The sequence below is a fragment of the Cupriavidus sp. H19C3 genome (assembly GCF_049393815.1).
Classification (GTDB): Bacteria; Pseudomonadota; Gammaproteobacteria; order Burkholderiales; family Burkholderiaceae; genus Cupriavidus.
Map to the genome: position 1 here is coordinate 2,471,376 of NZ_CP184986.1, position 22,606 is coordinate 2,493,981.

At 68.5% G+C, this 22,606-nt stretch carries 17 protein-coding genes; 9 read left to right on the forward strand and 8 right to left on the reverse strand.

Translation table 11 applies throughout. The features are described 5' to 3' along the window. The first annotated feature begins 21 nt into the window (after positions 1-21). The 3 genes from DFLDMN_RS30535 to DFLDMN_RS30545 all read left to right on the forward strand — a co-directional run bounded on the left by DFLDMN_RS30535 (position 22) and on the right by DFLDMN_RS30545 (position 2,833). Positions 22-1,383, forward strand: coding sequence for an acyclic terpene utilization AtuA family protein (locus DFLDMN_RS30535; protein WP_423199477.1), 1,362 nt, complete (start codon positions 22-24; stop codon positions 1,381-1,383). A 4-nt stretch (positions 1,384-1,387) separates the two neighbouring features. Continuing rightward, positions 1,388-1,741 carry an AtuA-related protein gene (locus tag DFLDMN_RS30540; RefSeq protein ID WP_423199478.1) on the forward strand — a complete coding sequence of 118 codons (354 nt, stop codon included), beginning with the start codon at positions 1,388-1,390 and terminating at the stop codon, positions 1,739-1,741. Positions 1,742-1,864: 123 nt separating this feature from the next. Continuing rightward, positions 1,865-2,833 (forward strand): Bug family tripartite tricarboxylate transporter substrate binding protein, encoded by a 969-nt coding sequence (locus DFLDMN_RS30545; protein WP_423199479.1) that lies wholly within the window; start codon positions 1,865-1,867, stop codon positions 2,831-2,833. Positions 2,834-3,017: 184 nt separating this feature from the next. Here DFLDMN_RS30545 and DFLDMN_RS30550 read toward each other — a convergent pair whose 3' ends face one another. Beyond that, a complete protein-coding gene (locus DFLDMN_RS30550) occupies positions 3,018-5,102 on the reverse strand; it encodes a ParB/Srx family N-terminal domain-containing protein (protein WP_423199480.1) in 2,085 nt (694 codons plus the stop codon). Positions 5,103-5,299: 197 nt separating this feature from the next. On the opposite strand from DFLDMN_RS30550, the gene DFLDMN_RS30555 reads away from it, so the two are divergent. Beyond that, complete coding sequence (locus tag DFLDMN_RS30555; protein WP_423199481.1) at positions 5,300-6,031, forward strand: NADPH-dependent F420 reductase; 732 nt, start codon at positions 5,300-5,302, stop codon at positions 6,029-6,031. Between the two features lie 35 nt (positions 6,032-6,066). On the opposite strand, the gene DFLDMN_RS30560 is transcribed toward DFLDMN_RS30555, so the two are convergent. Then, positions 6,067-6,456 (reverse strand): GNAT family N-acetyltransferase, encoded by a 390-nt coding sequence (locus DFLDMN_RS30560; RefSeq protein WP_423199482.1) that lies wholly within the window; start codon positions 6,454-6,456, stop codon positions 6,067-6,069. A 211-nt stretch (positions 6,457-6,667) separates the two neighbouring features. Between DFLDMN_RS30560 and DFLDMN_RS30565 the strand changes: the two genes are divergently transcribed. Beyond that, positions 6,668-8,158 carry an AMP nucleosidase gene (locus DFLDMN_RS30565; RefSeq protein ID WP_423199483.1) on the forward strand — a complete coding sequence of 497 codons (1,491 nt, stop codon included), beginning with the start codon at positions 6,668-6,670 and terminating at the stop codon, positions 8,156-8,158. Between the two features lie 53 nt (positions 8,159-8,211). Here DFLDMN_RS30565 and DFLDMN_RS30570 read toward each other — a convergent pair whose 3' ends face one another. Further along, a complete protein-coding gene (locus DFLDMN_RS30570; RefSeq protein ID WP_423199484.1) occupies positions 8,212-8,919 on the reverse strand; it encodes an OmpW/AlkL family protein in 708 nt (235 codons plus the stop codon). Positions 8,920-9,221: 302 nt separating this feature from the next. Next, positions 9,222-10,949 carry a 2-isopropylmalate synthase gene (leuA, locus tag DFLDMN_RS30575; RefSeq protein WP_423199485.1) on the reverse strand — a complete coding sequence of 576 codons (1,728 nt, stop codon included), beginning with the start codon at positions 10,947-10,949 and terminating at the stop codon, positions 9,222-9,224. A 529-nt stretch (positions 10,950-11,478) separates the two neighbouring features. On the opposite strand from leuA, the gene DFLDMN_RS30580 reads away from it, so the two are divergent. The 4 genes from DFLDMN_RS30580 to DFLDMN_RS30595 all read left to right on the forward strand — a co-directional run bounded on the left by DFLDMN_RS30580 (position 11,479) and on the right by DFLDMN_RS30595 (position 18,716). Further along, positions 11,479-12,879, forward strand: coding sequence for a hypothetical protein (locus DFLDMN_RS30580; protein WP_423199486.1), 1,401 nt, complete (start codon positions 11,479-11,481; stop codon positions 12,877-12,879). Positions 12,880-13,289: 410 nt separating this feature from the next. Next, complete coding sequence (locus tag DFLDMN_RS30585; RefSeq protein WP_423199487.1) at positions 13,290-14,648, forward strand: filamentous hemagglutinin N-terminal domain-containing protein; 1,359 nt, start codon at positions 13,290-13,292, stop codon at positions 14,646-14,648. A gap of 127 nt (positions 14,649-14,775) precedes the next feature. Further along, the gene (locus DFLDMN_RS30590; protein WP_423199488.1) at positions 14,776-16,671 is read left to right on the forward strand and encodes a filamentous hemagglutinin N-terminal domain-containing protein; all 1,896 of its coding nucleotides are present in this window, start codon (positions 14,776-14,778) and stop codon (positions 16,669-16,671) included. A gap of 104 nt (positions 16,672-16,775) precedes the next feature. Then, positions 16,776-18,716: a filamentous hemagglutinin N-terminal domain-containing protein gene (locus DFLDMN_RS30595; protein WP_423199489.1), complete on the forward strand. Its 1,941-nt coding sequence runs from the start codon at positions 16,776-16,778 to the stop codon at positions 18,714-18,716. Between the two features lie 69 nt (positions 18,717-18,785). Here DFLDMN_RS30595 and DFLDMN_RS30600 read toward each other — a convergent pair whose 3' ends face one another. The 4 genes from DFLDMN_RS30600 to DFLDMN_RS30615 are packed head-to-tail and all read right to left on the reverse strand — an operon-like array spanning position 18,786 to position 22,554. Further along, a complete protein-coding gene (locus DFLDMN_RS30600; protein WP_423199490.1) occupies positions 18,786-19,574 on the reverse strand; it encodes a heme ABC transporter ATP-binding protein in 789 nt (262 codons plus the stop codon). Position 19,575: 1 nt separating this feature from the next. After that, positions 19,576-20,595: a FecCD family ABC transporter permease gene (locus tag DFLDMN_RS30605; protein ID WP_423200624.1), complete on the reverse strand. Its 1,020-nt coding sequence runs from the start codon at positions 20,593-20,595 to the stop codon at positions 19,576-19,578. A gap of 2 nt (positions 20,596-20,597) precedes the next feature. Then, entirely contained in the window at positions 20,598-21,500 is a 903-nt protein-coding gene (locus DFLDMN_RS30610; protein ID WP_423199491.1) for a heme/hemin ABC transporter substrate-binding protein, read from the reverse strand. Between the two features lie 19 nt (positions 21,501-21,519). Further along, a complete protein-coding gene (locus tag DFLDMN_RS30615; protein WP_423199492.1) occupies positions 21,520-22,554 on the reverse strand; it encodes a hemin-degrading factor in 1,035 nt (344 codons plus the stop codon). Between the last annotated feature and the right edge of the window lie 52 nt (positions 22,555-22,606).

Genomic DNA, 22,606 nt, shown 5'->3' on the forward strand with positions numbered 1-22,606 from the left:
GCTCACGCGCACGCCCTGACCATGACCGTTCCCCTGCTGATCGGATCCGGTGCCGGCTTCTCCGGCGACCGCACCGATGCCGCCCTGCCCGTGGTGCGCACCATGATTGCCGCCGGCGGCCCCGCCGCGCTGATCTTCGAGACCCTGGCGGAACGCACCCTCGCGCTGGCCCAACTGGCGCGCCGGCAGGACCCTGCGCACGGCTACGAACCGCTGCTCGACCAGTTGCTCACGCCCGTGCTCGGGCTCTGCCTGACCCACGGCATTCCGATCGTCGGCAATTTCGGTGCCGCCAACCCGCGCGCGGCGGCGCGCCGCATCGGCGTGCTCGCGGCCCAGCTGGGTTTGCCAGTGCCGCGCGTGGCCGTGGTGGAGGGCGATGACCTCTCCGACAATGCCGGCCGCGCATTGCTGCGCGAGCGCATCGGCGACGCGTTTCCCGAGGCGCGTTTCGTCTGCGCCAACGCCTATCTTGGCGCGCGCGGCATCGCCGATGCGTTGCAGGCCGGCGCGCAGGTGGTGGTGTGCGGCCGCGTGGCCGATCCCGCGCTTGCCGTGGGCCCGGCCATGGCGCACTTCGGCTGGGCGTGGGACGACTGGGACCGCCTTGCCGCGGCCACCATGGCCGGCCATCTGCTCGAATGCGGCGCGCAGGTCAGCGGCGGCTACTTCGCCGACCCCGGCATGAAGGACGTACCCGATGTACACGCGGTCGGCTTTCCGATCGCGCGGCTGGCGGACGATGGCGCCATCGAGATCTTCAAGGCGGCCGACACCGGCGGCTGCGTGGACCTGCGCACGGTCAAGGAGCAGTTGCTCTACGAAGTGCACGACCCGCGCGCGTACCTGACGCCCGACGTGGTGGCCGATATCGGCGAGGTCGCCGTGGCACAGGTTGGCCCCGACCGGGTGGCGGTTCGCCAGGTGCGCGGCCACCCGCGCACGCCCACCCTGAAGGCCAACCTGTTCTACCAGGGCGGCTGGATCGCCGAGGGCGAAATCTCCTACGCCGGGCCCAATGCGGCTGCGCGGGCGCGCCTGGCCGCCGAGATCGTGCGCAAGCGCATGGCGCTGCTGGGCCACGACGCGCATATCCGCTTCGACCTGATCGGTGTGCTGAGCGTGTTTGCCGACGATGCCGGCACCATGCTCGCCGCCGCGCAGCCCGGTGAAGCCGCGGCGCAGGATGTGCGACTGCGTGCCGCGCTGGTGCACGACGACAAGGCGGTGGCCGAGGCGCTGCTGCGCGAGGTCAATACGCTGTACACGTGCGGTCCGGCCGGCGGTGGCGGCGTGCGTACCGCGCTGCGCAGCCGCCTCAATGCGATGTCGTGCCTGGTACCGCGCGAGGCGGTATCGTCGAGCCACACCTTTATTTCCTGATGCGATGACAGACGCCACTCCGCTTCAGCCGCTCTATCGGTTCGCGCACGGCCGTACCGGCGACAAGGGCGACCGCTCCAATATCAGCGTGATTGCCTACGATGCGCGCGATTTCGATCATCTGGTCGCCCATGTCACCGAGGACGCGGTGCGTGCGCTGTTTGCCGGCCGCCATCCGACGGCCGTTACACGGTACGTGGTGCCGTCGCTGCAGGCGATGAACTTCGTGATCGATGGCGTGCTCGACGGCGGCGTCAACGATGCCCTCAATCTCGATACGCATGGCAAGGCGCTCGCGTTCCTGCTGTTGCGCATGCCGATTCCGGTGCCGCCGCGGCTTGCGGCGCCTGCCGGCTGAATGGCGCGGACCGGTTCGTCCGCGCGGTGACCGGGGAGCGATCCCGCACGTGCCGCAAGACGCAAACGAGCCCGAAGATCAGTGATTCCAACGATTCCAACGATTCCACCCGAGGAGACCAAGATGTACGGAATTCGCAGGCCGCTGGCGATGGCCATCGCCGCCACCCTTGTTGCCGGTGCCGGCAGCGCATGGGCCGACTATCCCGACAAGCCGATCCGCTTTGTGGTGCCGTTCGCGGCGGGCAGCGCGACCGACCAGCTTGCGCGCGCGGTCGGCCAGGCCGTGACGCAGGACGCCAAGGTTACCGTGGTGGTCGACAACAAGCCGGGCGCCAATGGCTTTATCGCCGCCACCGACGTGGCCAAGGCCAGCCCGGACGGCTATACGGTGCTGATCACCACCAACACCACGCATGCCGCCAACGAACATCTGTTCAAGAAGCTGCCGTATGACCCGGTCAAGGACTACGCGCCCATCACCGCGCTGGGCCGAGGCGGCCAGATCATGGTGGTGAATCCGTCGGTACCGGCCAAGACCGTCGGCGAGTTCATCGCGCTGGCCAGGAAGGAGCCCGGCAAGCTCAGCTTCGGCAGCGGCAGCTCGTCGTCGCGTATCGCCGGCGAACTGTTCCAGCAGATGGCGCATGTGGAACTGCTGCACGTGCCCTACAAGAGCAATCCGCTCGCCATCACCGACCTGCTCGGCAACCAGATCCAGATGATGATCACGGACACGGCTACGGGCCTGCCGCAGGTCAAGACCGGCAAGCTGCGCGCGCTGGGAGTCTCGGGCAAGAGCCGCTCGCCGCTGGCGCCGGATGTGCCGACCATCGACGAAGCGGGCGTCAAGGGCTACGAAATGAGCTACTGGTTTGCCGCCTATGCCCCTGCGCATACGCCGCAGGCGGTGGTGGACAAGCTCAACGCGCTGCTGGTGAAGGCGGCCAGAAGCGAGACCGCGGCGACGTTCTATCGCTCCACCGGTACCGACGTATTCACCAGCACGCCGGCGGAACTGGCAAAGTTCCAGAGCCAGGAATCGACCAAGTGGGGCCGCATCATCAAGGCGGCCAACATTCAGCCGGAATAAGGCAGGCCGGCGCATATCGAGCGGGCCGCGCGGCGGTGCCCGGCAAGGACGGGCATCCCCGCGCGGCATCACCGGACCGCACGAAGCCGCGCCGGACTGCGTCGCCGCCGCACGCAGAAACGGGTACGCTTCCGGCTTTTTGGCGACCCGCGGCACCCGGCCGGGCCGGGCCGCGGCGGCTCGGTTACGGCTTCAGCTTCAGGCGGTAATCCACCGCATACGGCAGCTTGCCCGGATCTCCAGAGGTGACGGGCGCCGACAGCGCCGCGAACTCGTCCTCGTTGAACGTATCGAGCCGGCCCAGTTGCGCGGCCGTCTTGCCATTGCTCACCGGTGCGTCCGGGGCCAGGCCCACCATCGCGGCGGCGGCGGTGCGCACGGCGGCGAGATAGCTCGCGGTGTCGTTCAGGTCGACCTGCTTCAGGTCCAGCACCGTACGCAACCAGTCGCCCCAGTAGAACTCGGTGAACTCGGTAGCGTCGTCGAGCTGGGCGTATCCGATATCGCGCGTGAAGTAGACCAGCGAGCGGTACGGATCGTCGCCAAGGCCGTTCCGCAGGCCCAGCGCGCGCGGCAGGTCGGCCGGGTAGACCGGACGGTTGGCGCTGTCCTTCAGCCAGATCAGCTTGCGCTCGCGCAGCGTGCGGAAGAAGGCGGCGCGGTTGAGGTTCGAAAGGTTGTCCTGCACGCGGATATACGCCTTGACCTGTGGGCCGCCGGTCGGGGCTTCCCACATCGTCGTAAAGCTATGGTGGCCGTCGGTGAGGTACGGTTCGCCGAACGGGCCCACCACCAGCGTCTTCATGTCCTCGGGCTTGGTGCCCACGGTCTTGGTGCAGCCGAAGGAATTCAGGTCGTCGAGGCGCGCGGTGGTGACGTCGAGCTTCTTGTCGGCCTTGTTCTGGCCGTTGTTCTCGCACGCGTCGTCGAAGTTCTTGCCGGGGTCGACGGCGTAGCGCCCGAGCTTGTAGTAAATCTGGTCACGGCCGATATCGGGCTGCGTCGGGCGCAGGTCGCCGAGGGTGACGAGCTGGTTGTCGCCGGCCTTGGCACTCAGGTACGTATCGATGCGCGTGGGCGCGGGCAGCGGCGTGCAGACGCCCGGCAACAGGTGCCGGCTGGCGGGTTCCTGACGGACCTGGTACGCGAGGTTGGCGCTGACCGGCAGCCAGGTCAGGCCGACCCCCTGGCCTTGCCCGTTGACCGTGGCTTGCCAGGTGCCGGTGATCAGGCCGTTGGCGGTGCCGCCGGCCACGGCGTTGTACGTCAGGGCCACGTCCACCGGCACGTTGTCGGCCGCCAGCGTGGTGCCGCTGACCGAGACGATGTTGCGGCGAGTGCGGCCGGTCAGGGCGTCCTGGGCGTCGAGTTCGGGCTCCGCGCATACCCAGTCGCCATCGATCGCATTGGCCGGCAGCACCTGCGCGTTGCGCACGATCCAGTTACCGGCCGGCGCATCGGTACCATTGCCGGCTTCGTCGACGAACAGCGCGACCTGACCCTGCTGCCGACCGACAAACACGCGGCCCACCCTGGCCCCGGCCAGCGTGAGCGCAAACGCGCCCGGATAGCGGTTCTGGTCGGCATCGGCGGCGAGGCTGCCGTTCTGGCCGCCGGCGCAGTCGGCAGAGGCCCCCTGGCCCGCGCACACGCGCACGCTGCCATCGGCGGCGATGCTGAGCTGGCCGGCGCTGGTGGTAGCGCCGGCCTGGCGCAGGAACGAGTAGGTACCGGCGATCTCGGCCAGTTGCGCGCCGCGGTTGGCCGCGCTGATATAACCCTGCAGCAGGGTACCGTCACCGGCGAGCACGTTGGGCACCTGACCCAGGGCGCCCGACAGCACGCCATCGTCGAGCGTGAACGAGAACGTGATGGACGCCGCCGCGGCGGCCAGTGCCGCGGGCACGTCGGTACCGCTGGCGGCGAGGCCGCTCACGCGGTAGGTCGCGGTGGTGGCATCGAACGCATACTGGCCGGCCAGTGCCCCGGCCAGGCCGAAGCGCGAATCGAGAAAGCGCACCGTCAACTGGCCCGTGGCGGGATTGTCGAGCGTGACGGAAATCGTGTCGCCAAAGCTCACGGCGCCCACATAGAGCGTGCCGCCGGCGAGCGGCTTGACCGCGGTCTGCTGGCCGTCCTGGCCGCCGCCGGCACTCGGCGCGGCGCCTGGCGCATCGTCGCCGCCGCCGCACGCCGTCAGCGCCGCGGCGGCCAGCGCCAGCATGGCGAGGGATCGGAGGGGAAACGGTCTGCTCGGGGGGCGTGTCATGGTTGTCCTGCCGTATTGTTGTTGGTTGGCGGCTTTCTCGCGGACAAGGCCTGTCCACGTGGCTCGAAAGCCGCGCCAGTCTAGGCAGGCGCCATGACGTTTCCGTGACAGTCTGGCACCGGTCCAATACCGCCAGTCACGGGAAAGTGCGCGAATTTTGGCCTAGAGTGCGTGGATCGGACCATGTGGAGACAGCGATGACACGCTCGAACGATGACATCCGGCACGGCCGCCGCGCCCTGCTGGTGGCGGCCATGGCCACCACGCTGGCAAGCGCGCTGGCGCGCGCGCAGGCAGGCGGCGACAAAGCGAAGATCGGCGTGATCGGGTCGGGTCGCCTGGGCGGTGCCGTAGGCACCTTGCTGGCCAGGGCCGGCCATCCGGTCCTGTTCTCGTCGCGCCATCCCGAGGAACTGAAGTCGCTGGCGGCGCCGCTGGGGCCGCTGGCACAAGTCGGCACCGTGGCGCAGGCGCTTGCGTTTGCCGACGTGCTGCTGCTTGCGGTGCCTTATGGCGCGGTGCCGGCGCTGGCCCGGCAGCATGCCGGCGCGTGGCAGGGCAAGATCGTGCTCGATGCCACCAATGCGATTGCCGCGCGCGATGGCGCGGTGGCGGAGGAGGTGGCGCGCGATGGCATCGGGCCCACCACGGCGCGCTACCTGCGCGGCGCCCGCGTGGTGCGCGCGTTCAATTTCACCGGCGCCGGCGAGTTCGCGCGCGCAAGCCATCGCAGCGGCGCGCCCATGGCGGTACCGATTGCGGGCGACGATGCGCAGGCGCTGGGCGTGGCTGCGCAACTGGTGCGCGATGCCGGCTTCGAACCGGTGGTGGTGGGCGGCCTGGCCAGCGCCGACCGCTTTGCGCCAGGCGGCAAGCTGTTCCGCCGCATGGGCACGGCCGAACAGTTCCGTGCGTGGATGGCCGAGTAGGCCGAACGTTCGGCGGGACCGACCGTCAGCGCCCGTCAGGGCCGGCGCCGCTCCATCGCCACCATCGAGGGCGCAAAGCCGAGCTGGCCGAAGAACGCGGCTTCCGACGAGCGCGCGGCGCGCAGCACCCACGTGATATCGGGATCGTTGCCCATGATGTGCCGCATCAGGGCCCGGCCCACGCCACGGCGGCGGTGTTGCGGGGCAACCGCGATCATCGAGATATAGCCGTTGGAAATGTCGTCGCAGAGTGCGCGCACAAAGCCGATGACTTCGCCGTTCTCCACGGCCACCGCAACCCGTTGCGAGTTGGCGATCAACTGGGCGAAGCGTCCGGCATTGCCGACCCGGTGGTCCCACCCGTTGGCGGCTAGCAGGCGTCTGGCAGCCTCGACTTCCACGGGCAACGGATTCCGGATTTCCATCAGCATTCCTTTGACATCGACCTCGACGCGAGCCGCTTCGTATCCCACCAAGGCGGGGTGCCCCGGCCGCAGGGGGACGCGACAGGGAGAGGGGACGACGCGTCGCTTGCGCCACGACGCCTCGCGGCAGGTACCCCCCGGCGCGATGGCGACAGAGTGTAGCGAGCGCTCGCGAGCGCGTCAAACTGGCGCGGGCAAGGGCGCGCGCGGTATGATGCCTGCCATGAACGCCGCGATCTTCTCATCCGCACATCCGGCCGATCAGCTGGCCGAATTCTCCGATGCCGACAGCGCGCTGGCGCGCATCCGCGAGATCTACGATGGTTCCGTTGCCGCCGTGCGCGCGCGCTTCGATGCCTTTGCGCAGGGCACGTCCCTGCCGTCCGCGGCGCACGCCTGCTACCCATATCTCGGGGTCTCGGTGAATCTGGAAACGATGGTGACCGACAGCCGTCCGTCATGGGGCACGGTCGCCTATCCGGGCGTCTACGGCACCACGGTGACACGTCCGGACCTGCTCGCCGATTACTACCGCGACCAGATCGAGCGGCTGCTGCGCTATCACCGCGTGCCCGTGGTGGTGGGTCTGTCGCGCCGGCCGATTCCGCTGCCGTTCGTGATCGAGGCCTCGACCACCGATATCAGCTACACCCAGGCACGCGAACTGGAAGCCTCGTTCGTGCTGCCCGAACTGTCGCGCATCGACGATGCGATTGCCAACGGCACCTACGAACCGGTGCCCGGCGAGGCATGGCCGCTCTCGCTGTTTACCGCCGAGCGCGTCGACCTGGCGCTGCAGCGGCTCTACCACTACACCGGCACCGCGCCCCACCATTTCCAGCGCTTCGTGCTGTTCACCAATTACCAGCGCTATGTCGACGAATTCGTCGCGCTCGGCCGGTCGCTGATGGCCGCCGACGGTGGCGATGGCTACGTGCGCTTTGTCGAGCCCGGCGATGTGGTCCAGGAGCTCGGCGCGCCCGATCCCGATGAAGCCATGCGTCCCCGCGCGCTGCCGCAAATGCCCGCGTACCACCTCGTGCGCGAGGACAAGCTTGGCGTGACGCTGGTCAATATCGGCGTGGGCCCCTCCAATGCCAAGACCATGACCGACCACCTGGCCGTGCTGCGTCCGCATTGCTGGCTGATGGTGGGCCACTGCGGCGGCCTGCGCCGCTCGCAGCAACTGGGCGACTACGTGCTGGCACACGCCTACGTGCGCGATGACCACGTGCTCGATCACGATCTGCCGCCGTGGGTGCCGGTGCCGCCGATTGCCGAGATCCAGGTCGCGCTGCAGGAGGCCGTGGCACGCGTGACGGGCCTGTCCGGCACCGAGATGAAGACGCGCATGCGGACCGGTACCGTGGTGTCCACCGACGACCGCAACTGGGAGCTCAAGTCGAAGTCGCTGTACGCGCGCTTCAACCAGTCGCGCGCGATCGCCATCGATATGGAAAGCGCGGCGGTGGCCGCCAATGGCTTCCGCCTGCGCGTGCCCTACGGCACGCTGCTATGCGTCTCCGACAAGCCGCTGCACGGCGAGCTGAAGCTGCGCGGCATGGCCAACGCGTTTTATCGCCAGCGCGTGAGCCAGCATATGACCATCGGCCTCGAAGCGATCCGCATCCTGCGCGAGAACGGTGTGGAACAACTGCACTCGCGCAAGTTGCGCAGCTTCGACGAACCCGCCTTCCGCTGATCCTCCGGCCGGCGGGGCGCACGTCCCGCGGGCAGCGTTGCCGCCGGTGACACTCAGAAGCGGTAGCCCACGCCCGCGCTGAACAGCCACGGATCGAGCTTGACCGTCGATACCTTGGCGCCGCCAGCGTAGACGTTGCTCGAGATCCAGCTCTTCTTCACATCGACGTTGAGGAACCACTGCTTGGTCAGCCGGTAGTCCATGCCCACCTGCAGCACCGGCCCCACGCTCCAGCGATCGAGCTGCAGCGTATTGCCGGCGAGGTTGGCGCCATAGATGCGCGTGAAATTGACCCCCGCGCCTGCGTACGGCCGGAACGTGCCTTCGGGCAGGAAGTGATACTGCAGCAGCAGGGCCGGCGGCAGATGCCGGAAGGTGCCGATGTGCTTGCCGTCGAGCGTGACATCCTGGCTCTGCGGCACCGTGAGCATCAGCTCGGCCGCGAGATGCGGCACGATGAAGTACGTCACGTCCAGTTCCGGAATCCACTTGTTGTTGACCCCGATGCGATTGGAGGCGCCTACGCCGCCAATGGGATCCGAGCGATCCTGCATGTCGAGATAGGTCGCGCGCAGGCGGACCATCCAGTTGCCTTCGCCGGTGTCGCCATCGGCGGCCGCGGCGCCCAGCGGCATGGCGGCGGCAAGTGCCGCGGCCAATGCGATCGTCGACGCAACCACCCGCGCGCGCAACGTCCGCGCGGTACGCCGATGCAGGCGGGTGGCATGGGGAAATCGTGAACGGGAGAGAGTAGTGGTCATGTCTGGCCTTCGTTTTTTAGTAAAACTGCGAGACCAGTGTGTCGCCAACGGCATGCCGCGGCTTTGACCCAGCGCAACAAATTTGTGACGGTCTGATTTGCCGTGGTTGGCCGTGGCAAATCGGCGACGTTGCGCCGCCAGCGTGGCGCAGCGGCCGGCTTCTATTGACATGCGAATTCCTTCGTGGCGTCAGCGCGCCGCGCGCCTTACGCTGTGGCCACGTGGTGTTGTGCCGCGCATGTCGTGGGCGTCCGTCGGACGCCTTTCCCGGTGTGCCCCGTGGGGGCGGGGCACACCATTTTTCACGCGGTGGCGATATCCGCGTTTGTGTCCGCGTTCGTGCTCGCTTCCGCGTCGGCCGCTACGGTGCTGCCGGCCAGATGGCGGTTCACACCCGAGACCACGGCGCGCAGCGAGGCCGTGATGATGCTGGCATCGATGCCAGCCCCGAAGCCCGTGGCCGAATTGCCCACGCGCACCTCCACATAGCAGGCCGCCCTCGCATCGGCGCCGGCCGACAGCGCGTGCTCGTGATAGTCCATCACACGCACGGGCAGGTCGAGCTCGCGCGCAAACGCCTCGATCACTGCGTCGATCGGACCGTTGCCGGTTCCGCGTACGCGCACCGGTTGACCATCGCGCCGCAGTTCCATGTCGATCTCGACCTTGCCGTCGCTGGCCGAGGCCATGCGGTGCGACACGTACTGCAGCGGCGCTTCGCGATCGAGGTATTCGCGGCGGAACAGCGCGTAGAGGTCCTCGGCGCTGGCCTCCAGGCCGGTATCGTCGGTCATGCGCTGCACCGCGCGGCTGAACTCGATCTGCAGGCGGCGCGGCATGTAGATGCCATGCGCCTGTTCGAGCAGATACGCCATGCCGCCCTTGCCGGACTGGCTGTTGACGCGGATCACGGCGTCATAGCTGCGGCCGAGGTCGGCCGGGTCGATCGGCAGGTACGGGACTTCCCAGATGGCGTCCTCTTTCTGCCGCGCAAAGCCCTTGCGGATGGCGTCCTGGTGCGAGCCCGAGAACGCGGTGAAGACGAGGTCGCCGACATACGGATGGCGCGGATGCACGGGCAACTGGTTGCAATGCTCGACGCACTGGCGGACCTCGTCGATGTCGGAGAAGTCCAGACCGGGCGCCACACCCTGCGTATAGAGATTGAGCGCGAGCGTGACGAGGTCCACGTTGCCGGTGCGCTCGCCGTTGCCGAACAGGCAGCCTTCAACGCGGTCGGCACCGGCCATGATGGCCAGCTCGGCGGCGGCCACGGCGGTGCCGCGGTCGTTGTGCGGATGGACCGACAGCACGATATGCGCGCGCCGCGCCAGATGGCGATGCATCCATTCGATCTGGTCCGCGAACACATTGGGCGTGCTGCATTCCACCGTGGTCGGCAGGTTCAGGATCATCGGGCGCTGCGGGCCCGCGCCCCATGCCTCGGCAACGGCGTCGGACACCTCCAGCGCAAAGTCGAGCTCGGCCTGGCTGAAGGTTTCCGGCGAGTACTCGTAGGTCCATTGCGTGTCGGGCATGTCGTCGGTGAGCGCGCGGATGAGGCGTGTGCCGGATACCGCCACCTCGCGGATTTCGTCGCGCGACGCGTTGAACACGATCTTGCGCCACGCCGGCGCGATCGGGTTGTACAGGTGAACCGTGGCGCGCCTCGCACCGCGCACCGAGTCCACGGTACGGCGGATCAGGTCCTCGCGCGACTGCGTCAGGACGATGATGGTCACATCGTCCGGAATGCGCTTCTCCTCGATCAGCATGCGCACGAAGTCGAAGTCGGTTTGCGACGCGGACGGAAAGCCGACCTCGATTTCCTTGAGGCCAACCTTCACCAGTTGTTCGAAGAAGCGCAGCTTGCGCGCGGCACTCATCGGCTCGATCAGGGCCTGGTTGCCATCGCGCAGGTCGGTGCTCATCCAGAGCGGAGCGCGTGTGATCTGGCGCGACGGCCAGGTGCGGTCAGGCAGATCGACAACGGTGGCGGGGCGGTATTTGACGGCGGGATTGGACAGCATGGGTTCTCCTTCCTCGCGGGAAGACGGATGCAAGACGGACGGATTCGAAACGGGAAACAGCGTGGCGACAGGCTGCCGAACTGCCACAGGGCACTAGGCGCGGCAACCGGTCAGTAGGTCTAGCCGTAGCGAGGCAGCGAGGGGGGCGCAGACGATCCGCGCGCGCGACGTCGCAACGATGCGCGAGGCATCGATGGCGGGACGGCGAGGGCTGGACAGCGGATGCATCTGGCTTCCGGAGGAAGGGATAAAAGCGGAAAAAAAGCGACGAGGCAACGGCAGGAGCGTAGACGAAAACCGCTGCGCCCGTCAACCGCGCCCCTCAAGCGCCCCTCGGCCGCCCTCGACCGCGTCTGTGCGGCGCGGCACCTTGCCCGCTCCGGCAAATGGATGACCGCTGCCCGCGGACCGCGCATCTCCACCCGATATGTGCGGCCGCGCTCAGTCCTCTGACCGGTATGACGAACCGTGCATCGCGCCTAGGCTGTCAGCACGGGAGAAACGGGACCAGATAACCGGGGGGCGAATCATGAGAACACGTACGTGGATGTCCTGGCTGCTCGCACTCGTGACCGCGACAATGCTCGCGGCGTGCGGCGGCGGCGGTGGCGGCGGAGCCGGCACGGGCAGCCCCACGCCGGCCGACAGCGGCGGAGGCAATGGCGGTAACGGCAATGGTGGCAACGGCAGCGGTGGCACACCGGCGGCGCAGTCGTACGTCATGCAGCTCGGCGTGACCGCAGGTCAGGTCGCGGTGGGTGGTACGCTGCCGCTGACCGCGAGTGTGGTCGACAACAACGGCAACGACGTCACCGTCTCCACGCAATTCACATGGTCGTCGTCGGACGGCGGCATCGCCACCGTCAACAACGCCAGCGCGCCGGGCAGCGCCAACGTGCGGGGTATCGGCACCGGCATCGCCACCATCAGCGTGGTGGCTTCCGTGACCGGCCCCAATAATGCGGTGACCCAGTTACCGTTGCAGTCGGCCAGCATCACGGTGCTGCCGGCTGGCTCGACCACCTATGGGCTGGCCTTGCCTTATCCCACGCTGACGATGACCAATGGCCAGGTGTTGCCGGTGACCGCTTCGCTGATCGACAGCCATGGCGCCGACCGCTCGGCGGCAGGCACGGGCTGGGCCTGGACCAGTAGCGCGGGCGCGGTGCAGGTGACCGGTGCCGCCAATGTGGGCACGTTGCAGGCCGTCAATGCCGCCAGCGCCGTGGCGCAGGCGATGGTCGGCGTGTCGGTGGTGGCGCCGAACGGCAGCACGCTGGCGGGCGTGCTCCCGGTGTCGGTGGTAGGCAGCGGCGTGGCGAGCTATCGCCTGGTGCTGTCGCAGGGTGGCGCCCAGATCAATGCGATCTCGGTGCTGAACGGGCGTCCGCAGACCTTCGCTTCGCGCGTGGTCCGCAATGACGAGGTGGACACCACCGCGGCTTTCGACGGCCTGTGGACCTTCACCACGTCGTCACCCACGCTGATGGTGCAGCCCGATGCCGCCAGCCGCCTGACCACGCTCGGCACCAACCTGCCCAACGGCGCGGATGCGTTCCAGAGCGTGCTGTCGGTGACGGCTGGCAGCCTGACGCTGGCGCCACGCCCGCGTGCCAGCCTGCTGGTGACCGAGCAGCCGACCTGGGCGCTGATCTACGACGGCCCGCAGCCGCTCAACCTGGTCAACCCGATTCCGGCCACGGTGGCGGTACAGGTGGTCCATCGCGGCATCGACGAAGGCATCCTGCAATGCGCGGGCTGGAACTGGACCGCGGGCACCAGCAATATCACCTTGCTGCCGGTGCTGTTCGCGCCCAACGCCACCCAGATCCAGCCGCATGCGGCCGGACCGTTCTCGGTCACGGTGACGTGTACGGCGGGGGCTGAGCAGGTGCCCTTGTCGATGACGATCGCAGGCACCGTGATGTAGCGGCGACGCCGTACTGGCAGGACGTGTGGCCATGGGGCCGGCATCGCCGCGAGGCATGCCGGCCTCTTGTCTTGGGGCGATGGCGGGCGAGCGCAAGGGGGGCCGCATTTCGGAAAGATATGAGAGTGGACATGACATTGCTGTGACATAGTGCGGCGATTCGGCGGGGGGCATGGGCACGCAGAAATGGGTACGCAATCGGGTGGCAACGGCGCGGTCAACGGCGCGGTCAACGGCGCTGTCAACACTGTGGGTGCCAAAGTGGGTGCCGACGGTGCGACACAAACGGTGCGACCCGACGGTGCGACCCGACGGTGCGACCCGACGGTGCGACCCGGCGGTGCGACCCAATACAGCGCGTGCAAAGCAAACTCGCGTGCGAACACAGCCGAATTTGACCGGAGCGCTAGATGCACGATGCCGATGGCGATGTCAAGGACCGGTGGGTGCGGTGGGTGTGGCAGGTGTGGGAGGTGTGGGAGGTGTGGGAAGTGTGGTGGGAGCGGTGGGGCCGGTGGGTTCATGCGGCCCGCTGCGTGCCCGCGCTCGCCGCGGCTGCCGGGATGTTCGCGGCAAGTCCCGCCGCGCTCGCACAGCCGGCCACGCCAACCGCAGTGGTCGCGCCGGGACATGGCGAGACCCGCGCGTACGTGGCGTGCAATGGCGCCACCGTCGTCGACATTGCGCCCGCCAATGCGGCCGGACTCTCGCATAATCGCTACGACAGTTTCCACGTCGACGCGCGCGGGCTCGTGCTGAACAATGCCGGGTCCGCCCAGGCGCCGTCCCGGCTGGCCGGTGCCATTGCGGCCAATCCCATTTTGGCCAACCCCGATTCGGCTAACCCCATTGCGGCCAACCCCACGGCTGGCGCGCCCGCCACCGTGATCCTGAACGAGGTCGTCGGCACGGCGCGCAGCCGGCTCGAGGGGACGATCGAGGTGCATGGTGGCAAGGCCGACCTGATCCTCGCCAATCCGCATGGCATCGGCTGCATGGGATGCGACTTCGTCAACACGGACCGGGTTACGCTCACCACCGGCATTGCGCAATCCATCGCGGGCGAGACCGCGCTCGCGTTTGCGGTGCGGCAAGGCGATATCGATATCCGGGACCTCAAGGCAACGGCGCAGAAACAGCTCGACCTGGTTGCACGCACCGTCAGGATCCGCGGCACATCGAATGTACCGGACCTGTTGATTGGCGCCGGCATCAATCGCTTCCGCCACGCCGAACGGGATGTCGAACCGCTGGCCGCCGCGTCAGGCGCTGAGGCGCCCGCACCTTTAGCCGCAGCACCCCGCGCACCACCCAGGATCGCCGTGGATGTCGCCGTCCGGCAGCCGGCCTCGGCAGGTGGCATGTACGCCGACCGCATCCATCTGGTCTCCACCGAAGCGGGCGTGGGGGTGCGCATCGCGGGCGGCGGCATCACGTCGGCCGGCGATATCGTGCTGTCGTCGGCCGGACACGCGCGGCTCGGGCGCATGTGGACTGGACGCGACCTGTCGATCGCCGGCACCGGCAACATTCATCTCAGGGGGCCACAGATCGCGCGACGCGACATGGCGGTGCGTGCCGATGGCCGGTTGCTGCATCCGCAACGACTCCGGGCAGCCAGAAATTTCTCAGCGCATGCGCAGGGCGTGCCGGTCGACGGTGCGCGCCATCAGCCGCCGCTGCCGTCGCCTCCCTTGCCACTCCTCTCGCCACCCCTCTCGCCAGCCTTCACGCCTCGCGCCAGCCACGCCGTGCGGCCGCTGCCCTGACGGCTGCACCGTGCCCGGCGCGATTTCAATGTTATGCCACAGCGCAAGCGGCAACCGGATGACACAGTGGGTTGCAGTAGTCTCGCGTCGCACGTGCGGCGCTCGTTCTACCAACCGGAGATTTCTCATGAACCGTGTCAACCGTCGAAAGGCCTGCGCTGCTGCGGTCCTTTCGGGCGCCGCATGTACCGTGTCACCCGTGGCCGGCGCGCAGTCGGTGGCCGTCGCCGCAGGCAACGGCGAGGTCCGGGCCTATGTCGCCGCGAACGGCGCGACCGTGGTCGATATCGCCGCAGCCAACGCCGCCGGTGTGTCGCACAACAGGTACGAGCGCTTCCATGTCGATGCCGCAGGGCTCGTGCTGAACAACAGCGTGGGTAACGGTGCGGGCCACGAGGCCACCAACGCTGCCATCGACCGCGCCATCAACCGCGACGATGCGGCGGCGTCCCGGTTGGTTGCCACGCTCGGTGCCACGCTGGCCGCGAACCCGAATCTCGCCCAGCCGGCCGGCATTATCCTCAACGAGGTGATCGGCAACGGCCGCAGCCTGCTGGCCGGTACGACCGCCGTGCATGGCACCCGTGCCGATCTCGTGGTGGCCAATCCCTACGGCATCACCTGCATGGGCTGTGGTTTCGACAATACCAGCCGCGTGCTGCTGACCACCGGCGTGCCCCAGTTCGGCTCCAGCGGTGCGCTCGACGGGTTTGCGGTCAGGCAGGGCGATATCGAGGTCCGCGAACTCGATGCATCGAACACGGCGCTGCTCGACCTCGTGGCGCGTTCGGTGCGTCTGACCAGCAAACTCGAAGCCAGGGACCTGTACCTCGGCACCGGCGTCGGTCGTTTTGGCTATGCCGGCCGCGCCCTGGATGGGCCGGCCGAGAGCTCACCCGGCACCCCGCCATCGGGGCGAGCGCTCGATAGCACGGCGCTCGGCGGGATCTACGCGGACCGTATTCGCATCCAGGCCACGGAAGCCGGTACTGGCGTGCGCATGCTCGGTGACGCGGCCGCGCGGGCCAGCGACTTTACCTTGACCGCCAGCGGCGATGTCGAGTTGGCGGGCGCGGTGTCGGCGCGCGGCAATATCGCGGTGGTCGCCGCGCCGCCGCTCCACCCACGCGCCGGCGCGCCCAAGCTGCCGCGGCGGCAGGCCGCCGCGCGGGCCCAGCACCTGCGCGTCGCGCCGGCGGCGACGTTGCAGGCAGGCGGCGATATTGCCATCGGCGCGGGCACTGCGGAGGCCGGCGCCGTGGCCCGGTTCGATGTGCACAACCAGGGGCGGATCCACGCCGATACCGGGCTGGCCCTGCATGGCCAGCGGCTGCTGAATATCGGCAGGTTATCGGCCGGCAAGGTGCTGTCGCTGCGTACCACCGATCTGGTCAACCGCGGCGAGATCGTGAGCGGGGGCGTGCTCGATATCGCGACGCCCAGGTTCAGCGACAAGGGGACCATTGTGGCGCGGCACGGCATCAAGGCGCCCGATCTGGTCCGCGTCGCGCCGCAGCGTGCGATGGAGCCGGTGCGGAGCGGTCCGCGCCGTGCCGCGGATGCGATGCACACCAGGCCGCCACGCATCGAACTGACGCGTGCGGAGCCGCGTCCCGACTCCATGCGTCACGGGGAGAGGGTACGCGTCAACCCGCAGCATGTTGCGCACATGATGGGTGCCGGCCAGTTGGGCACCGCGGAACCGGCACGTTTCCATCTGCGCCGTGCCGTGGCCTACCACGGGCCCGATCAGGGCGCGCCGCGGGCCGAGCGACGCCGGCCCGGTCACCGTGATCAGGCGCTTCGCGTGGGCGAGGACGGTGCATCCACCCTGGTGGTCAGCGTCGGGGCGAGCGGGACGCCGGGGATGACTACGGTAGCGACCGTGGATAGCCGTGATGGCGGACCTGCGCGGCAAGCGGACGACGGGGCCGCACAGGCCGCCGCGCACGCGCCCGAGCGACCGTCCTCACAGCCATCCTCACAGCAGTCCGGTCCAGCGCCGGCCCGCCGCGGCGGATAAGGCGCGAACCAGATTGGCTCTTCCATGAGCCCTTCCGTACCCGCCTGCGGCACGCAGAAACAGGTACGCCGCAGGCGGCAGTCTTCTCTCCTGGAGTCCTGAATATGAATGCTTTCCATCATTTTGGCCGCGGTCTGGCGTTGGCCGGTGTTGCCATGTCGTCCGTGCCGGCGGTACTCGCGCAGTCGGTGGTGGTTGCGCCGGGCAGCGACGCACGCGCGCAGCTTGCGTCCAACGGCGCGACCGTGATCGACATTGTCGCGGCGAATGCGAGCGGGCTGTCGTATAACCGGTACGAGAGCTTTAACGCGGACGCGCCCGGTGTCGTGCTGAACAACGCGACGGTGGCGGCGCTGTCGCCACCGTCGGCACCAACGTCTCAACTGGCGGGGGACATCGCGCCGAACACCGGTCTTGCCAGCGCGGCCAGCGTGATTCTGAACGAGGTGAGCGGCAACAGTCGCAGCGTGCTGGCCGGGCCGATCGAGGTGCATGGGAGCCGTGCGGACGTGGTGCTCGCTAATCCGGCCGGCATCACGTGCGCCGGGTGTGGCTTTATCAATACCGACCGCGTGACCTTGACCACTGGCGCGCCAAAGCTCAAGGATGGCGCGCTGGACGGCTTCGATGTCACCGGTGGCGACATCCTGATCGATGGCAAGGGTGTGGATGCGAGCCATGCGAGCCAGGTACTGGCACTGGCGGCACGCGCGGTCAGGCTCGACGGCAATGCGGTTGCGCGGCAGGAACTGACGATTGCCGCGGGCGCTCACCACGTCTCCTACGCGAACGGTGAGGTGATGAAGATTTCCCCCGCTAGCGCGGAGACACCACGGTATGCCATCGACAGCACTGCACTGGGCGGCATGTATGCCAATCGCATCCGCCTCGATGCGACCGAAGAGGGTGTAGGGGTGCGCATGCGCGGACGCGTATGGGCGCTTGGTGAAGACCTGACCCTGACATCCGCGGGCGCGGTGGACCTTGGTGGCGAGGTGAGTGCGCTGCGCGACGCGGTGATCTCCAGCGAGACGCAAGTACGCAGCGATGGCCAGGTCAACGCGATGCGTCAGGCCGAACTGCGCGCGCCGGATATCGTCATTGGGCGGGAGCGGAGCGGCATCCGCGCGGGCAACATCTCGCTTCAGGCCACTGCCCTGGAGACCGGCCCGTTGACGGCGGGATCGGCCCCGACCGGCAATATCGACAACCATGGTGAAGTCCGCGCGAGCGGCAGCGTTTCGATCGCGGCGCGCGGCAGTGTGACCAACCGGGGCACGATCGCCGGGCGTCAGTCCATTGCGCTCGACGCGCAAACGCTGGTCAATCACGGCGCGATCGTCAGCGAAGGCAGCGCGACCATCGCCGCCGCCACCTTGCGGAACGAAGTGCCGGGAGGCGATACGCGGGTATGGGAGGCGAGCAGTCCGCGCCACACCACCAAGGTCGGTCCCGCGCAGGAACAGCGCATTCCGTTCTTGCGGATCACGACCCAGGATTTCGAGGAAACGTGGCGGCGCACACAGCGCTACGCCGGACCCACGCCGACCCACGGCCCACTGATTTCGGCCGGCACCCAGCTCTCCCTGAACTTCTACAAGGGCAGCAATCTCGGCGGCCGGCTCCATGCGGGGGACATCCTGTCGATGCGCGGCGATAGCGGATACGGCAGCCCGGACGCAGGCGGCAACCGGGGTGGCAATCCGGCGATCGCGCCCGGCGGCAATGGCGCGAAGGAGGGGAATGGCGCGAACGGCGACATTGGCACCGTCGCCACGCCAGCCGCCACGTTCCGTCACGACGATCTGGCACTGGTCACCCGCACCCATTCCGCCCGCTTCCGGATGACACGCCGGACCCCTGCCTTCTGGCTGGCGGAGTGGCTTGGCCTCGCGCGCGCCACACGCGCGCCGCTCGGCGACGAGAGTTATACCGAGCAGCGGAACAACGTGTTGAACGCTGGCATCACGGCGCAGCATCTCACCACGGCCGGCTTCGACGCCGCCAGCATCGAACAGGTTGTGCAGCCGCTGGCAGCGCCCTGATACCGCCCCGAGAGCACACCGAGAGCGCCCCGAGAGCACCCTGAGCATGACGGTGGTCGTCGGGGCGCTTCAGGGCAGCCGGAACACCACGAGCGGCCCCCCGCCTCCCGCGGGGTGGGGCGTTACGCTGGCAGGCACCTGGTACACGGTCTCCAGGTTGGCCGCCGTCAGCACCCGGTCCGGTGCCCCGTGCGCAATGGCACGGCCTTGCGCCAGCAGCAGCAGGCGGTCGCACCACTGTGCGGCAAGGTTGACGTCGTGCAGCACGACCAGTACCGCCAGGCCGTCGGCACGGCTTACGCGATGCACCGCGCGCAACAGCAGCAACTGATGACGGGGGTCGAGACTCGAGATCGGCTCGTCGAGAAACAGCACACGATATTCGCCGGCCGCCTGGCAGGCCAACACCTGCACCAGCGCGCGTGCAAACTGCACGCGTTGCTGTTCTCCCCCGGAGAGGCTCAGATAGCGCCTGTCACCGAGGACGAGCGCGTCGGCCTCGTCGAGCGCGCGGCGCATGAGCGCATCGAGCGCGCCTACCCCCAGTTCGGGAAACGGATACGCGCCCATGGCCACTACCTCGTGTACCGACAGATCGAAGCCGAGACTCGGCGCCTGTGGCAACACCGCGCGCCGGCGCGCGAGCGCATGCGCCGACCACTGCGCGAGCGGCGTGCCATCGAGCGTAAGGGTGCCATCGGCCGGCAGTTCGCCGGCCAGCGTGCCCAGCAGCGTGGTCTTGCCGGCGCCGTTGGCGCCGAGGATGCCGAGCACTTCGCCGGGGTGGAGGTCGAGGTCGATGTCGTCGAGGATCCGACGCGCGCCGCGATGACAATTCAAGGTACGGGCGGACAGCATGTCAGGCAGCCTTACGCGTCAGCATCCACAGCAGGAATGGGCCGCCCACCAGGCTGGTGATGATGCCGATCGGCAGCTCCGCCGGGACCACGACGATGCGGGCCAGCCAATCCGCCAGCGTCAGCGCGATGGCACCGCCCACGAGCGTATTCGGCAAGAGCCAGCGATGATCGGCACCCAGCGGCAGGCGGATCAGGTGTGGCACCACCAGGCCGACGAAGGTGATGGTGCCCGTCACCGCGACCAGCGGTCCCACCAGTAGCGCCGTCAGGACGATCAGGCGCCGGCGCAGGCGTTGCAGGTCGAAACCGAGATGCTGCGCCTCGCGCTCGCCCAGCAAGAGCGCGTTCAGCGCGCGCCAGTCGCGCAACAGCAGCGCACCGAGCACGCTCACGAGCGGCACCAGCCATGCCAGCAGCGTCCAGTTGGCGCCCGCCAGGCTGCCCATGTTCCAGAACGTCAGGTTGCGCAGCTGCACGTCGTTGGCCTGATAGGTAAAGAAGCCGACGATGCTGGCGCAGATGGCATTGATGGCGACGCCGGCGAGCAGCAGGTTGGCCATGCCGGGACGCCGGCTGCCGAGCCGATAGGCGAGGGCGGTGGCGGCAAGGCTGCCGACGAACGCCGCCGGCGCGATCTCGCCAATGCCACCGGCACCGAGCACGATGGCCGCGACGGCGCCGGCCGCGCCGCCCAGCGAGATGCCGATCAGGCCCGGCTCCGCGAGCGGATTGCGAAACAGCGCCTGCATCACGGCCCCGGCCAATGCCAGCGCCGCACCGGTGGTAACGGCCAGCGCGATGCGCGGCAGCCGCACCTCGATCAGCACGTTGCGCCAGACCGTGGCTTCCGCGTCGAGATCGTGGCGCCACAGCAAGGCCAGCAGGCGATGGCGCGGAATCGCGAGTGCGCCGCTGGCCGCGGCAGCGAGCGCAACCACACCGAGCAGCACGCACAGCACGATAAAGACCCGCACCCGGGACGGGCGGCGCAGACCTTGCAACGGCATCACCGCCGGCATCGTCATCGCGAGCCACCGGCGCCAGGTGCGCCGCCGGTGTTGCCGGTGCCCGCCGTGCCGTCGCCGCGCAGGCCCGCCTGGAGTTGACGCAGCGCGTCGGGCAGGCGGGGGCCAAAGCCAAGCAACAGCAGGTCATCCATGACGACGATACGCCGGTTCCTGGCAGCGGGCGTGGCATTGAGCCCTGGCTGCGCAAGGAATGCCTGGGCGCCCCCGCCAGCCTGTACCGACATCGAGGTGGTAACGATGACGTCGGGCCGCAGCGCCGCCGCCGCCTCGGCCGAGAATGGCTTGTAGCCGGTCTGGCCGGCGAGCACATTGGTGGCACCCACGAGCTTGAGCATCTCGCCGCCCGCGGTGTCATCGCCCGCCGCCAGCATCTTGCCGGTGTGGCTGCTGACCAGCAGCACGCGGGGCCGTGGCTGGCGACCATCGCTGGCCGCGGGGGCCAGCTCGCGCAGCGCGCCCAGTTCGTGATGAATGCGCGCGACCAGCGCCTTGCCCGCGGCGATTCGGTCGAGCGCTTCGGCACTGCCGAGGATGCGCTGGTCGAGCGCGCTCACGGTGGGCGCGGACGGCAGCACCACGACCTTGCCGCCGAGCCGCCGGAGCTGCTCCAGCGCCTGCGGCGGGCCGCTCTGGTCGGAGGCAAGCACGAGTTCCGGCTTGAGGCTGACCACGCCTTCCACCGAAAACGAGCGGTAGTAGCCGACTTTGGGCAGCTTGAGCGCTTCGGGGGGATAGATGCTGGACGCGTCGGCTCCCACCAGACTGCCGCCGGCATCGAGCGCATAGACAATCTCGGTGATCGCGCCACCGAGTCCCACCACGCGCGCGGGCGGCGCGGCCTGCGCCAGGCCGGCTGCGCACAGCAAGCCCAGGCAGGCATGACGGCACCGGGTCATGATCGTGGCCCCGCGCATGTCAGGCCGCCAGCGCATGCGCGCACAGCGATTGCAGCAGCGCGCGCCAGGCCGGCAGTTCCGGCTTGCCGGGTTTGCGCTCGCCAAAGAACTGGACGATCAGCGTACCCTGCGCGTCGAACAGCTCGAGCGACGATACCCAGCCATCGGTCGTGGGTTTGTTGACCACCCAGGTCGAAGCCACCGCCGTGGTGTCCAGGTGCAGGTTGAACGCCGGGTCGAGCACGTTGTACCAGGGCCCGGTGCGCACGAGCTTGTGCACGGGGCCGGTATGGATCTGCACGATGCCGCGATTGGCGACAAAGCACATGATCGGCAGGCCGGTCGCGGCCGAATGCTGGAGGATGGTCTCCACCGCGGTATTGTCGACCGCTTGCGCCAGCTCGTCGCCCGCGGCACGCAGCGCGCCCAGGCGGGATACCTTGAAGGTGCGCAGCATGCCGAAGAATTCGTGCGTGTCGGTCAGGCCACGCCAGTGCGTGCGGAACGCGGCGATATCGGCGGGTGCGTCGGCGGCCTCGGCCGGCACGATCTCTTCCGTGACCACCGGCGTGCGCGCCGGACTCGCATGACGTTCAACAAAGGCTGTCCATGCGGCGGCGTCGGTGGCGTCGGTGCGATAGACCTTGTGCACCGCCTCACCGGCGCGGTCGAAGAACTGGATGCTGTCGCGGCCGTTTTCGCTGACCGCATAGAAATACTTCCAGTGGAAGAAGAACATGCGCAGGTCGATATCGGGACCGAGCACGATGCCGACCGGGCCGTCGGCCTGGATGTCGAGATAGCTGCCATGCCGCTCATGCACGGCCGCGTCGTTGCGCGACAACGCCATCACGGCGCCCAGCGACCCAAGGTCGCGGAACAGCGTTTGCGCGGGGCCGTTCAGTTCGCGCGCGGTCACGCCGCACTCGGCCGCCACCAGTTCGGCCTCGGTGACGCCGAGGCGACGCGCGCGCTCGCGGATACGCAGCCTGGGTTCCTGTTCCAGCAGTTGCTGGTGGCGTGCCCGCAGGGCTGAGGTGGTGTCTGGTTCCATGTCGATGACTTCGAGGCTGTCTGGATCTGGACCGACGCACCGCGTCACATTG

What these genes read in the sequence shown, in the direction of transcription:
- DFLDMN_RS30570 (WP_423199484.1), bottom strand. Translation starts at nt 8,919, where the DNA reads ATGACCACTACTCTCTCCCGTTCACGATTTCCCCATGCCACCCGCCTG.
- DFLDMN_RS30590 (WP_423199488.1), top strand. Translation starts at nt 14,776, where the DNA reads ATGAACCGTGTCAACCGTCGAAAGGCCTGCGCTGCTGCGGTCCTTTCG.
- DFLDMN_RS30580 (WP_423199486.1), top strand. Translation starts at nt 11,479, where the DNA reads ATGAGAACACGTACGTGGATGTCCTGGCTGCTCGCACTCGTGACCGCG.
- DFLDMN_RS30585 (WP_423199487.1), top strand. Translation starts at nt 13,290, where the DNA reads ATGCACGATGCCGATGGCGATGTCAAGGACCGGTGGGTGCGGTGGGTG.
- DFLDMN_RS30555 (WP_423199481.1), top strand. Translation starts at nt 5,300, where the DNA reads ATGACACGCTCGAACGATGACATCCGGCACGGCCGCCGCGCCCTGCTG.
- DFLDMN_RS30565 (WP_423199483.1), top strand. Translation starts at nt 6,668, where the DNA reads ATGATGCCTGCCATGAACGCCGCGATCTTCTCATCCGCACATCCGGCC.
- DFLDMN_RS30595 (WP_423199489.1), top strand. Translation starts at nt 16,776, where the DNA reads ATGAATGCTTTCCATCATTTTGGCCGCGGTCTGGCGTTGGCCGGTGTT.
- DFLDMN_RS30560 (WP_423199482.1), bottom strand. Translation starts at nt 6,456, where the DNA reads ATGGAAATCCGGAATCCGTTGCCCGTGGAAGTCGAGGCTGCCAGACGC.
- DFLDMN_RS30605 (WP_423200624.1), bottom strand. Translation starts at nt 20,595, where the DNA reads ATGCCGGCGGTGATGCCGTTGCAAGGTCTGCGCCGCCCGTCCCGGGTG.
- DFLDMN_RS30540 (WP_423199478.1), top strand. Translation starts at nt 1,388, where the DNA reads ATGACAGACGCCACTCCGCTTCAGCCGCTCTATCGGTTCGCGCACGGC.
- leuA (WP_423199485.1), bottom strand. Translation starts at nt 10,949, where the DNA reads ATGCTGTCCAATCCCGCCGTCAAATACCGCCCCGCCACCGTTGTCGAT.
- DFLDMN_RS30535 (WP_423199477.1), top strand. Translation starts at nt 22, where the DNA reads ATGACCGTTCCCCTGCTGATCGGATCCGGTGCCGGCTTCTCCGGCGAC.
- DFLDMN_RS30600 (WP_423199490.1), bottom strand. Translation starts at nt 19,574, where the DNA reads ATGCTGTCCGCCCGTACCTTGAATTGTCATCGCGGCGCGCGTCGGATC.
- DFLDMN_RS30610 (WP_423199491.1), bottom strand. Translation starts at nt 21,500, where the DNA reads ATGACCCGGTGCCGTCATGCCTGCCTGGGCTTGCTGTGCGCAGCCGGC.
- DFLDMN_RS30545 (WP_423199479.1), top strand. Translation starts at nt 1,865, where the DNA reads ATGTACGGAATTCGCAGGCCGCTGGCGATGGCCATCGCCGCCACCCTT.
- DFLDMN_RS30615 (WP_423199492.1), bottom strand. Translation starts at nt 22,554, where the DNA reads ATGGAACCAGACACCACCTCAGCCCTGCGGGCACGCCACCAGCAACTG.
- DFLDMN_RS30550 (WP_423199480.1), bottom strand. Translation starts at nt 5,102, where the DNA reads ATGACACGCCCCCCGAGCAGACCGTTTCCCCTCCGATCCCTCGCCATG.